Consider the following 12,930-nt stretch of genomic DNA (forward strand, 5'->3'; position numbering starts at 1 on the left):
CAACATAAATGCGCTCATTCACAGCTCATGTTTTAATATGGTTTCTGAGCTCTCACAAAAGGCACTTCTTGTTCCAATTAGACTCTCTTAGAATAAAGACTATAGGAAAAGCGCTTTAAGTTTATTTTATTTCATATATTTTGCTCTGCTTTTTTTGTCCCCAAGAACTTCCGTTGCAATATCATTACGAGATAGAAGGTGAGGTTATTTAATCAGCTTTAATATTGGTTATGATAAAGGTACACAGAAATTCTTTTGTAGCATCACGTTGACTTCTTTAGCCAAGGATTGTCCTAGTATTATTCTCAATTTTTTAATTAAATAACTTTAAAGGACGCGTATAGACACTTATAAGCATATACGCATACAAGTAAGATCATATGAGATTAACATCGTTTCACTCGCTAACAAAGCAATACCGATTCATATTTAGTATATTTGTCATTTGAGTGCATTATTTGTTTAGTAAAGCTCATGATGTTGCTGTTACCTATAAATTAATACCGATCATACGGCCGCGTATCTCAAATAAATATTGGTTCAGTATTTTTTGCGATAACAGCTTTTACATGCCAGAATAGGATAAAAGCATTGTGTATATCTATTTTTTATAATCTCTGAAACAGACATACAAACATAACCTCATTGAGGGAAAATATAAAAGGTATAAAGGTGAAAATCAGCGTGCTTTTTTTACTTTCTTTTTTATTCGGCTTTACGGTTTTCAAAAGTAACTAGAGTAATATCTTTTTAAATAATCAGAGACTGATGCATGGCTTCATGCTTATTTCTCTGGTTCTTTAAATGGTGCCACGATTTCATAAAGAACAATACATTATCGTATTATGCATTCACATACTTGTTTTAAAGAAATTTTCTCAATGTTTGTCACATTTGTGCTACTACGGTGCTTATGAATATTGTAATATAAAATCTATAATGCCTCCCCATCTTTATGTTTATGAAAAATAAAGTTAGAGCACCATACACTTTCTAGCTCAAAATATTGCAATAGCTTTTAGCACTTAAGAGTGTTCATAAGAGGCCTTTTTACTCCTTTTTTATAGTTTTTATCCACATGCTTCTCCCTTTTTAAGGTGTAAGCAAATGGCGGTAACTAGCTTGCTATAAATAGTTTTGAAATGAGAGAATCTCACGATATTCTAATCTCACCTTTGCTGTGAAAAATGATAATTATGATTAAAATAAGTATGTTGTTATAAAAACTTTAGTTTGCGAGTTGGCTGATGATGTGATCAAGAACAATACGTCCTTTGGTTGTTGCTTTTAAGCGTTGGTTATCCACCATTTCTATCAATTCTTGGTGTTGTAAATCGATCAGTTTTTCCATTGGAATGCGTTTAGGGCTTAAGGTTTCATAGCGTATAAGTTCTAAGCCTTCGCAAAGGCGTAATCCCATAAGGAGCATTTCATTTGCCTGTTGTTCAGTGGTTAAATGTTCCGTTTCAATACAGCCATGTCCTGTTGTTTCTACCAAATTAAGCCACTGTTCGGGATGCTTTTCATTTATTGTGACATAACGTTCGCGGTTTTCAAGGTGTGATGACAATGTTTTTGAACAGAAAGAGGAATGATTCGGTGTATGCTCAATGAAACGTCCATGTGCTCCTGGACCAAAGCCTGCATATTGGTGATAACGCCAATAAAGAAGATTGTGTGCTGATTCGGCACCGGGCATTGCATGGTTTGAGATTTCATAGGCAGGAAGTCCATGTAGTGCCGTTATTTCTTGAGTAAGATGATACAGATCTGCTGCTAGCTCTGATGGGGGAAGGATAAGTCTTCCTGCATCATGAAGCCGTTTAAAGGCGGTTCCTTCTTCGATCGTCAATTGATAAAGAGAAAGATGGTCCGCTGCTAAATCAATTGCTTGTACAAGTTCAGATTTCCATTGTTCAAGGGTTTGTTCGGGGCGGGCATAAATGAGATCAAAAGATAAACGTGGAAAAATTTGCCGTGCTAAAGTAATAGCGCAAAGAGCTTGTTCCACATTATGGAGTCGGCCAAGTTTGCGCAATACTTTATCATTGAGCGCTTGTATCCCTAGAGATAAGCGATTAACACCTGCCGCACGGTATCCACGAAAGCGCTCTGCTTCCACACTGGATGGATTAGCTTCTAATGTAATTTCAACTTTATCATCGACTACCCATTTTTTTGCAAGTGCTTGCAATAGGGCATCGACAGTTTGCGGCTCCATAAGGGAAGGGGTTCCTCCACCAATAAAAATACTTGTAATATGGCGTGGGCCTATTTTGTGGTATTGCGTTTCTATTTCGCGCTTAAAGGCGGTGACAAAACGTGGTTGATCAACACCATGGATGCGAACATGCGAATTAAAGTCACAATAAGGACATTTAGCTACACAAAAGGGCCAATGAATGTAAATGCCAAAAGGTTCATTCATGAGAATGCTAAAAGGTTTTCTGCCAAAAGTTTGAAAGCACGTGCGCGATGTGAAAGAGGGGGAAGATCATTACGTTTCCAGTTGTGTTTTTGCTCTGTTGACATTTCTCCAAAGGTATTTTCATATCCATCGGGTAAAAAAATAGGATCAAAACCAAAGCCTTTATCTCCCCGTGGAGGCCAAATGAACGTTCCTTCAACGCATCCACGGAAGTAATCTGCATGAGCATCAGGCCATGCAATGCAAATGACGGATATAAAACGGCATTTCCGTTGACTTTTTTCTCGTGCTCCGACTTTTTGGAGTTCATTTTCTATTTTTTTCATAGCTTTTGGAAAATTACGTGTACCATCGGCTTGAATTGCCCAATCAGCGGTATAAACGCCTGGCGCACCCTCCAATGCATCTATCTCTAAGCCTGAATCATCAGAGAGGGCAGGAAGTCCTGTTTTTTTTGCTGCTGAAAAAGCTTTAATATAAGCATTTTCTTCAAATGTTTTTCCCGTTTCTTTTGGTTCTGGCAAGCCCAGTTTTTTTGCCGATTGTATTATTAAACCGAAAGGCGTAATTAAAGTAGTGATTTCATGCAATTTTCCGGTGTTATGTGTAGCAATGACAAGTTTTTTATCTGCTATGCTTCTCATATAGATTTCTCCAAAAATGAAAGGGGAATTATTTTTGTGCTAAAAACGGTTTAAATGCTCATACACACACATTCTGCTTAATTTCACATAATATGATTATTTTACACGTTTTATGATATTTTATTCCAATAAAATTTTTTATCTTGCACGAAGATAACCTTGCAAAGATAGGAAAGACATGTCTTTTTTATGATAGCATTTTATGGTAAACTTCCAATTTTCTGCTTGCTCTAAAGGGTGAAATTTTCTATTTACAGCGGTTTTTAATCAATCTAGATTCTCTTGACAAGTCCCTACAGCAGACCACTTTACAGATCAATTCTTAATCTTAAATATTTCTCACACACTCTAACAAAAATATTTCCTGCGTAATTTATCAAGCATCACTCTGAAAGGTAGCATTTTACAGCTCAATAGGATAATATGTTTTTATACTACTTTAGACTATTTGACCAAACCTTGGCAAAACTTATATAAGAGATGAGGATTTTAAAAGTAGTGAAACAATTGTGATGAAGCACAAAACTATTGATAATGAACTAAAATATCTTGATGAACGTTCGCGTGATATTTTTCGCCATATTGTTGAAGCTTATCTTAATGATGGTGAACCTGTAGGATCACGGAATCTTTCGCGGCTTTTACAACAGACATTATCGCCTGCGACGATTCGCAATGTGATGAGTGATCTTGAACATCTCGGTTTGATTTATGCACCACATGTTTCTGCGGGTCGAATGCCGACACAATCAGGTTTACGCTTTTTTGTTGATGCATTTATGGAAGCGGGTGATTTGCCAAACGAAGAGCGAGAAAATATTGAAATGCAAGTCAAAGAGGCTGGTCATGCACAATCGGTTGAACATTTTCTTGTTCAAGCAAGCCGAGTTCTTTCAGATCTTTCACGTGGGGCAGGGCTTGTTTTAGCAACAAAACAAGAAGGAACATTGAAACATATTGAATTTGTGCGCCTTGATAGGGAGCACGCTCTTGCCGTTTTGGTGACTCAACAAGGTGAAGTTGAAAATCGTATTGTTCATTTACCAGAAGGGGTTACCCATGCACAATTGACGGAAGCAACGAATTTTCTCAATGCCCATATTCAAGGGCGTACATTGAGTGAAGCTAAAGGGGAAATTGCCCGCTTATGTGCAGAAACAAGGGCCGCACTTGATGATTTATCACATCATCTTGTTGAAACGGGATTAGCTCTTTGGGGAGGAGAAGATGCTGATCATAAAATACACCTCATTGTTCGCGGGCGTAGCAATTTACTTGAAGATGTGAAAGCAGAAGAAGATTTAGAACGGTTACGCCATTTGTTTGATGATCTTGAAACGCGCGAGAGTATGGCACAGCTTCTCGATTTAACGGATGAAGGTTCTGGGGTTAGAATTTTTATTGGTTCAGAAAATAAGTTATTTTCTCTTTCTGGTTCTTCTTTAGTTGTAGCACCTTATCGTGATTCACAACAAAGAGTCATTGGTGCTTTAGGTGTTATTGGTCCTACACGGCTTAATTATGCAAGGATCGTGCCCATGGTTGATTATACAGCTCAACTTGTGTCACAGTTATTGCGTTAAAACGATGCAAGTAAGTATTTGTACTATAAAAGCTCATTGTATTATATACATTGCTACCCCTTGATTTTTGTCTGTAGAATTTCGATATCGAGAATAACGAATCTTATGAAGGAATAAAATTTTTATGTCTGATGAAAAAAACAAATTTACTGACGCTTCATTTGAAAATTGTGATTTAAAAAATCCAGCTGATCGTAATACACTTAAACAGGCAGCCGATGAATTTTTAAAAACACATAAAACAGAGGAACACGAAGTCGTTGAAACAGAAAGCAATGAGGTTAGTGATCTTTTAGCGTCTTTGCAGGATGAAAATAAAGAACTGAAAGATCAGCTTTTACGTCTTGTTGCAGATATGGAAAATCTTCGACGCCGTACTATGCGAGATGTGGCGGATGCAAGAGCTTATTCCATTGCTAATTTTGCACGGGATATGTTATCGGTTTCTGACAATCTCAATCGTGCTTTGGAAGCTATTCCAGAAGGTGCACGGGAGAGTGATGCTGGTTTGAAATCATTGGCAGAAGGCGTTGAAATGACTGAACGTGCCATGATGGCAGCATTAGAACGTCATGGGGTGCAAAAAATTCATCCAGAGGGGCAAAAATTTGATCCTCACTTTCATCAAGCGATGTTTGAAATTCCCAATGCTGATGTTCCAGATAATACTGTTCAACAAGTGGTTCAGGCAGGTTATATTATCGGGGAAAGGGTACTACGTCCAGCTATAGTGGGTGTAGCTAAAGGAGGAGCAAAAGAAGCTTCTGTTGAAGCTGATTCGGCTTAAAACACATCAATAATAAATCTCCAACATAAAATGCAGTATTCCCTGCAATTACACATATATGAAGTCTTTTCTTAAAGGGTTTTTAAAGGGTGTTATAAACACCCTTTTATCTTTGAAGCGCCCAACTTCCTTTTACAATATAGGGAGCCTTATTTAAGGGAGAGGCCGATAACAATAAAACAAAATGATCAACTTCAAAAGGAGGGACAAAAAAATCATCTTGAAAAGATAGATAAGAAGAAAGATCTTTAAGATTAATATCAAATATTCGTGCAAGAGTGATATGCGGAATAAACAGTCTTTCATCAGGCTTTAACTCTAATTTATTCCGAATATATTGCATCTTTTCATGTAAAAGAGTAAGCTTTTCACAAGGTTCAATGCGAACCACAAGAGAATGAGGAGCATTTTCTGAACCAAAAACTTCAAAACCTTTTATCTGTAGCGTAAAAGAAGGAAGTTCTATAGTGTTAAAGGTATGCATAATTTCATCTGCTAAGGAGCTTTCAACTTCGCCAAAAAAAGATAAGGTGACATGAAAATTTTGCGGGTTGATCCATTGCGCTTTTGGTAAGCCATTTTGCAATGATACGAGGGCTTTTGTTGTTTGTTGAGGAATCTGAAGAGCACTAAATAGACGACCCATGATATTATCTCCTTATAATGAAAGATGCTATCCCAAGCGCAATATAGATAATAAGGGCGGGGCACGTACCACAGAAAACAAGGCAATAGTATAGAAAAAGAATGTCTAAAAAATGCTTACTATAATTATGGTCGTACAAAGCTTATTCGTTTTAAGAAAATGGTTATGATATTGATAAGAATTGCGTTTTCAGGATCTGTATCACAATGATGTGCAATGGAAGATTACTTGTGTATTATAAAGGCTACAAAGTTAGCAGAAAATAAGAAAAGTTGATAGATTTTTGATGTGCGAAATTATTTTGACATTTATCTTTAGCCTAAAATAAAGCATACTTTAATACAAGGTGAAGAGTTCTCTTTTCTGTAAAAATTTAATTATATGATTAAGTCGGGGAATAGCCATAATACGCAAAACTATTCAAATTGGTCAAATAATGTTAGGAAAGGAAGAAAAAAATCGAGCATAACAAAATTACTATAAGCTTTTACATTTATGATAATTATGCCAATCTATAATGGATATGAATATTGGTATAAAAGCGGGAAGAGAAATTAAAATTCAAAATAATGATCGAAAGTTCCTATTTTCTAAGAATTATCATCTTTGTTTATGATGAAAAAGCACTAGTTTTCCTCTCCAAAGTTGTTATTGATGAGCTTTTCAAGAGCATTAAGAGCATCTGTTGCTTCTGGTCCTGAAACACGAATGGTGAGGTTGCAACCGGATGAAGCCGCTAGCATCATAAGTCCCATAATTGATGATCCGCCAACAATTTTCCCGTCCTTTTCAACTTCAACAGTAACATTAAAATTGTCAACAGTTTGTACAAATTTTGCAGAAGCACGTGCATGCAACCCACGTTTATTACAGATATTGAAATGACGACTTATACATGGGAGGGTATCTTTGGAAAACATTGGTATTTTATTATCCGCTATAAAATCATACTTGGTACATTAATATATTTACGCCCTGCTTCTTGTGCTATTCTTAACGCGTCTGATAATGAAATATCAGGACATTTGCGAATAGAAATTAGTTTAATAAGCATGGGCAAATTAACACCCGCAATCATTTCAACGCGTCCTTTTTCAATAGCAGGAATAGCTATATTTGATGGTGTTCCACCGAACACATCTGTTAATATGATGACGCCATGATCCGTATCTGTATCGGTTACTGCGGCTATAATATCACCTCGGCGCTGATCTATATCGTCATCGGGATAAACGCATATTGTTGCGAACTTTTCTTGTACTCCAACAACATGTTCCACGGCATGTAAAAATTCGACAGCCAGCTCACCGTGCGTTACAAGCACGAGTCCAATCATTTACGCAAACTCCTGTTAACTAATAAGACCCAACCATAGTTGGTGGGAAAGACATTGTACAAGGCTTTATCTTGCTGCCAAGAAAAATTTGCAAAAAAAAGGCAAAAATTGTGATTTTTTTATCTTTAGAAAAAAATTAGACAGATTTTTGCCATATTTTTCTAAACAAAAATGCTTCAATAGCTTGACAAATGGCTGTACAATCGGCTTCACGAAGAGAGGGAAGTTTTAAAAGAGGAATGTGCAAATTTTCAAATTGAAAAGTTTTATTTGTGGAAAAACGTTCATATTCCGGACCGAGAAAAATAACACAATCGATAGTTGTGTGCTTTTTGAATTCTATCATATAAAGACCAACGCCACGAATCTCGATGCCGCCCTCTAAATTATCGGGAGTGTATCCGTGAAGCTTTCCATTTTCCGCACGCAACATTGTATAATCATCACTGATAAGCTTCGCTTCACGTTTTGACCACTCAGCGCGGTCAAGCAAAGAAAGGGTGATGGTTGATTTTCCTGATCCCGATGGACCTATAATTAACAGCCCCTTGCCGCCCAGTTGAAGGCAATTTGCGTGGAGTATTTCACATTTTGTTTTCATGCCTTTTACTTTGGATAAAAGATTTATTTAGCAAGCGGAAGCATAATAGTAAAACGTGCACCAGTTTTACACTTCCCAAGTGTAGGATCGATAATATTTTCGGCTGTAATTGTCCCATTATGAGCCTCGATGATTTGCCGACTAATAGAAAGGCCAAGTCCAGAGTTTTGTCCAAAAGCATCTTCATTTGGTCGATCTGTATAAAAACGTTCAAAAATGCGTTCAATATTTTCTGAACGAATACCTGGGCCATTATCTTCAATGGTTAAAATAAGGGTTGAAGCATGGCTTTTCATAGTAATGCAAATTTTGCCACGATTCCGAGGAATAAAAGAACGCGCATTTTCAAGAAGATTTGAAATCACTTGTCCTAAACGAAGTTCATGTCCCAATACAAGATAAGCTTTTCCATGAGGACGTGGGACAATATTAAGGCTTATATCAATAGTTTGCGTATTACGATACACTTCCTGAACAGCATGAACAAGACTTTCCAAAAGCGGTGTCATATCAACAATCTCTGCGGTTTCTCGTGCAAGCTCTGCATCGAGTCGCGATGCATCAGAAATATCTGTAATCAACCGATCAAGGCGGCGCACATCATGTTGAATAATTTCCAGCAATTTCTCTTGTGCTTCTTCATTTTTAGCCAGAGGGAGCGTTTCAACAGCACTGCGTAGAGAGGTGAGAGGATTTTTTAATTCGTGGCTTACATCAGCAGCAAAGCGTTCAATGGCTTCAATACGCATATAAAGGGCATTAGTCATATCACGAATAGAAGTTGAAAGGTGACCAATTTCATCTTCACGCATTGAAAAATCAGGAATTTCTACACGCTGATTATTACCATTACGCACTCGATTAGCCGAGGCAGATAATTTACTTAATGGATGGGCAATCGTATGGGCCAAAAAGAGAGAAAGAACCAAAAGTACGCTACCTACAACGGCAAAAACTTTAAAGATAACCAGTCTTTCGCCTTTTACAATGTTATCAATATCGGAACCAGTGGTTGAAAGAAGAAGAGCTCCAACCACTGCGCGATAGCGTTGAACAGGAACGGCAACAGAAACAATTAATTGCCCTTGTCTGTTGCGTCTTTTAGCCGTAGCAAGAGATCCGTTTAATGCGCGGTACACTTCTGGATAAGCAATACCACTGGTTTTTGTTTGTTCTCTGTCAAGAGCAATACCTTTGCCATAAAATGCGCTTGAATACCATGAAGTAAGGCGATCCCACATGTTTTGTTCTGTTTTAAGTGGGGGTAAATCATAACTAAAAACTTCTCCACTAGAATAAAGAACGCGCGAATCAAGAAGGAGAGTAGCATCACGATCATAGATACGTGCTCTTGTCGTTTTAGGTGTAATAAGACGCCGTAAAAGAGGGGCAACTTGCTCAGGGTTAATAGGAAAATCCCAAGAATCGGTTGATTGAGGAGCGGGTGTAACGCTTTCACCAGTCTGTAACTCTAAGAGTTTTTGAGGGTCAATGAGGATAGAATTTGTATCTACTGTTGCAGAAGCAGCAATAGCCCCAGCAATAATTTTTCCTTGGGTACATAAACTTTTGATTTTTGCTTCAATTAAACCATCGCGAAATTGGTTAAGGTATAAAATGCCTGTAACTAAAACAGCAAGAGCAGCAATGTTTAATATAACAATGCGACGTGTGAGGCTGGAAAAAAGCAATTGTCTAAAGAGACGTTGTGTTCGAAGATGCAAACGAGCGAACATAAGAAATGGCGTTGAGGATGTACCATTAACGGTTGTTTTTTGTAAAGTTTCCAGTTGAGAATTGTCTGTCATCGATTTGATTGCCATTCAAATTTTTGCGACAAAGTAGTTTTATACCTCGTGGAAACGATAACCTACACCATAAAGTGTTTCAATCATTGCAAAATCATCATCCACTTGTTTAAACTTTTTACGCAGACGTTTAATGTGACTATCAATGGTGCGATCATCTACGTAGACTTGATCACTATAAGCAGCATCCATTAAAGCATCACGACTTTTTACAACTCCTGGTCTTTGTGCTAAGGTTTGCAGAATCAAAAATTCCGTAACGGTTAAAATAACAGGTTTATCTTTCCATGTACAGGTGTGGCGTTCTTGATCCATCACAAGATCTCCGCGTTTGAGAGAAGAGGTGGAAGAAGTTCCTGTAGAAAGCGGTTGGTTACGTGCATTAGAACGGCGTAAAATAGCTTTCACGCGTTCAATAAGAAGACGTTGGGAGAAAGGTTTAGTAATAAAATCATCAGCTCCCATTTTGAGACCAAATAATTCATCAATTTCATCATCTTTAGAGGTAAGAAAAATAACTGGAAGATCAGATTTTTGACGCAAACGACGCAAAAGTTCCATCCCATCCATTCGGGGCATTTTAATATCAAAAATAGCTAAGTGTGGAGGGTGAAGTGTGAGACCCTTGAGTGCAGATGCTCCATCTGTATAGCTTTCAACCCGATATCCTTCTGTCTCAAGCGCAAAAGATAAAGATGTCAAAATATTGCGATCATCATCAACAAGTACAATCGTTTGCGTGATTGTTGGTGTATCTTTCATGGTTTCTTAGACCTTTCTATTGCTGTGGTAGCAAATTACCCACACTTATTTATATGGGAGTTCATATTTTTTTTGCAAAACAAATATGATACAAATTGTAGCAAAGTAAAAAACCTTTTGTCATTACTGTAAAATCTTGTTTTGCTTTCATAATTTATAATGTTTCTACGTCTATTAAGATCCCTTCATTTGAGAGAAAATTTTCATAAAGGCTTTTTTTATCAAGGTTTATTACAAAGTTTATTATTGTATTTGTCTCATAATTGAACAGATGTAGTTTTGATTGTTGAAGTTTAGAAAATCTGCCTATGTGTTTTAAGAGCAAAGAAAAGAATGTGGCAATATATGCACAAAAATTTGTTTCTGCTACACGAAAGGAGGTCGTAATGGGATTTTTTAATTTTATTAAAACCGTAGGGGAAAAGTTAGGTATTGGGGACCATGAACCAAAAGAAAAGGATTTTAAGAGAGCATTTGATCATTTTCAACTCGGTACAGAAAAAGTCAATATTCAAGTTGAAGACGGTAAAGCTATTTTAAGCGGTGAAGTTCCAGATAGGGAAACACTTGAAAAAGCACTGCTGGTTGTTGGCAATTCACAAGGTATCTCTTCTGTAGATGTTAATCAATTAAAGGTTATAGATACAACGCCTAGAAAAACTTCTCGCTTTTATGAGGTTAAATCTGGTGATAATCTTTGGAAAATTGCTGAAGAGGTTTATGGAAAAGGGCAAGGTAATAAAAACACATTTATTTTTGAAGCCAATAAGCCAATGCTAAAATCTCCCGATAAAATTTATCCTGGACAAGTTTTACGTATTCCTGAAATTGACCATAGTTAATTCATCAAAGGGGATAATTTTTTACTGATGGCATTAAACAAAAAATAAAGAAGCGTAAAAAATTTCACGCTTCTTCATTTTATAAAGTGTGTATTTATAATAAAAGGAGCTTAGTGAACAGGAGAGGATTTAGAAGGTGATGGTACTTTCATAGCGTTTACAGAGAAATCAACATCAATGGTTCCTGCTTTCTCAAATGTTAATTTTGCGCTAATTTTATCACCTAACTTAAATGGTTGTGAAAGCCCCATGAACATAATATGATCACCGCCAGGCTTAAGCGTGATTTCGCCATTTCCCGGAATTTCAATGCCATTGTGCATTTTTTCCATTTTCATAATATCATTAACGACAGCCATAGAGTGTATCTCTGTTGTTTTTACTCCGTTTGTGGAAATAGAAACCAAACGGTCTGGGGTATTACTGTGATTAATAATGTAGAGATAACCGCTACCAACTCTTATACCTCTAGGTGTTTCGCGTGTCCAAGGATTGAGAATTTCTATGTCGCCAAGTTTATATTGCTGAGCACCTGCTGGCAAGGTTATACCAGCAAAGAGAAGAGCACACACGATATTTATGATAACCTTTTTGTATGGATATTGTGTATGTATTATATTCTTAAAGATGAGATTTGTTATTTTTTTAATAATAGATGTCATCATTGATTTACCCTCCTTCATAAGATTCACACTTTGAATATTTTTATTTTAGCAGAGCTTTTATTTAAAATAAAAGAAAGAAATGCTAAAATGAAATTGATTTGAATATAAAAATCATAGAATTCTTGAAATTTAAAAGAAGACAGTAAGATTTACAATGACAACACACCTCTTAACGCTTCCGTGTTCATCTCATAAATAGTATTTGCAAATGGTATAAAATCTATGATGCACTACTATTTTACTTAATGAAGATATAATACAGAACAATCATCAACTACTTTACCAATTTTAATATTATGACAGCTCTTGGCATTTTAAAGCGTTTATACAGAGGTATTTTTATATATTTTCAAAGTTCAAAATTATACAGTTAAGAAAAAACGCTTTAGATGAATTTAAAGCACAGATTTCAAATAGCCGCAAACAATGAGACCGTTAGAAGGAGAATTTTTGAAAGGAGATCGATAGATAATACCTTTACTGATATGAGCATTAGATATGATGACTATTTTAGTCCAAGGAAAATTTATAATATTTGTGATATAAATTATTCGCCTTTTAAAAAGCTTTTACGTGAGTATGATTTTATCAATGATGAGAAGATCAAGAGCGAGAGTGCAATCATTCTTTTATTTTTTAATTTTTATAGAAAGATATATTTTTTGAGAATTGCAAGAAAAATATATTATGCTCTCAAGTCTCTCATAAATATGGTATTTATGGGTCATTAGAGTGCCTATTTTAAAATAAATTTTTTATTTTGGAGATGTTTCTCTCATTATTCTCTTGTAGCAATAAAAGCCTGTTCTTATATACGAGGCAGCAAGG

12 protein-coding genes are annotated in these 12,930 nt (G+C 36.3%); 3 read left to right on the top strand and 9 right to left on the bottom strand.

The features are described 5' to 3' along the window. Positions 1 to 1,228 precede the first annotated feature (1,228 nt). Together hemW and rdgB are read right to left on the bottom strand one after the other, a co-directional pair. On the bottom strand, positions 1,229 to 2,428 hold the full coding sequence (hemW, locus tag ACFIMK_RS05700) for a radical SAM family heme chaperone HemW (protein ID WP_375675464.1): 1,200 nt from the start codon (positions 2,426 to 2,428) through the stop codon (positions 1,229 to 1,231). Continuing rightward, on the bottom strand, positions 2,425 to 3,072 hold the full coding sequence (gene rdgB / locus ACFIMK_RS05705) for an RdgB/HAM1 family non-canonical purine NTP pyrophosphatase (RefSeq protein ID WP_375675462.1): 648 nt from the start codon (positions 3,070 to 3,072) through the stop codon (positions 2,425 to 2,427). The genes hemW and rdgB overlap by 4 nt, the downstream gene beginning before the upstream one ends. A gap of 512 nt (positions 3,073 to 3,584) precedes the next feature. Here rdgB and hrcA point away from each other — a divergent pair. Both hrcA and grpE read left to right on the top strand, forming a co-directional pair. Next, a complete protein-coding gene (hrcA, locus tag ACFIMK_RS05710; RefSeq protein ID WP_273790224.1) occupies positions 3,585 to 4,655 on the top strand; it encodes a heat-inducible transcriptional repressor HrcA in 1,071 nt (356 codons plus the stop codon). Between the two features lie 124 nt (positions 4,656 to 4,779). Further along, complete coding sequence (grpE, locus tag ACFIMK_RS05715) at positions 4,780 to 5,442, top strand: nucleotide exchange factor GrpE (protein ID WP_375611384.1); 663 nt, start codon at positions 4,780 to 4,782, stop codon at positions 5,440 to 5,442. 106 nt (positions 5,443 to 5,548) lie between these two features. Here the strand turns inward: grpE and thpR are convergent, their stop codons facing one another. The 6 genes from thpR to ACFIMK_RS05745 all read right to left on the bottom strand — a co-directional run bounded on the left by thpR (position 5,549) and on the right by ACFIMK_RS05745 (position 10,595). Then, the gene (gene thpR, locus ACFIMK_RS05720) at positions 5,549 to 6,088 is read right to left on the bottom strand and encodes an RNA 2',3'-cyclic phosphodiesterase (protein WP_375611385.1); all 540 of its coding nucleotides are present in this window, start codon (positions 6,086 to 6,088) and stop codon (positions 5,549 to 5,551) included. 626 nt (positions 6,089 to 6,714) lie between these two features. After that, positions 6,715 to 7,008 carry an HPr family phosphocarrier protein gene (locus tag ACFIMK_RS05725; RefSeq protein ID WP_012754483.1) on the bottom strand — a complete coding sequence of 98 codons (294 nt, stop codon included), beginning with the start codon at positions 7,006 to 7,008 and terminating at the stop codon, positions 6,715 to 6,717. A gap of 17 nt (positions 7,009 to 7,025) precedes the next feature. Further along, the gene (locus ACFIMK_RS05730) at positions 7,026 to 7,424 is read right to left on the bottom strand and encodes a PTS sugar transporter subunit IIA (protein ID WP_375611386.1); all 399 of its coding nucleotides are present in this window, start codon (positions 7,422 to 7,424) and stop codon (positions 7,026 to 7,028) included. Between the two features lie 136 nt (positions 7,425 to 7,560). Next, positions 7,561 to 8,025: an HPr kinase/phosphatase C-terminal domain-containing protein gene (locus tag ACFIMK_RS05735; RefSeq protein WP_375612806.1), complete on the bottom strand. Its 465-nt coding sequence runs from the start codon at positions 8,023 to 8,025 to the stop codon at positions 7,561 to 7,563. Positions 8,026 to 8,048: 23 nt separating this feature from the next. Continuing rightward, positions 8,049 to 9,833, bottom strand: coding sequence for a stimulus-sensing domain-containing protein (locus tag ACFIMK_RS05740; RefSeq protein WP_375611388.1), 1,785 nt, complete (start codon positions 9,831 to 9,833; stop codon positions 8,049 to 8,051). A 39-nt stretch (positions 9,834 to 9,872) separates the two neighbouring features. Then, positions 9,873 to 10,595, bottom strand: a complete 723-nt coding sequence (locus ACFIMK_RS05745; RefSeq protein ID WP_005774392.1) for a response regulator transcription factor — start codon at positions 10,593 to 10,595, stop codon at positions 9,873 to 9,875. Positions 10,596 to 10,981: 386 nt separating this feature from the next. Here ACFIMK_RS05745 and lysM point away from each other — a divergent pair, with 386 nt between their 5' ends. Beyond that, positions 10,982 to 11,437 (top strand): peptidoglycan-binding protein LysM, encoded by a 456-nt coding sequence (gene lysM / locus ACFIMK_RS05750; protein ID WP_375611389.1) that lies wholly within the window; start codon positions 10,982 to 10,984, stop codon positions 11,435 to 11,437. Positions 11,438 to 11,547: 110 nt separating this feature from the next. On the opposite strand, the gene ACFIMK_RS05755 is transcribed toward lysM, so the two are convergent. After that, positions 11,548 to 12,102, bottom strand: coding sequence for a copper chaperone PCu(A)C (locus tag ACFIMK_RS05755; RefSeq protein WP_375611390.1), 555 nt, complete (start codon positions 12,100 to 12,102; stop codon positions 11,548 to 11,550). Between the last annotated feature and the right edge of the window lie 828 nt (positions 12,103 to 12,930).

Origin of the sequence: Bartonella sp. AP280QHHD (assembly GCF_042196125.1) — a bacterium.
Lineage (GTDB): Bacteria > Pseudomonadota > Alphaproteobacteria > Rhizobiales > Rhizobiaceae > Bartonella.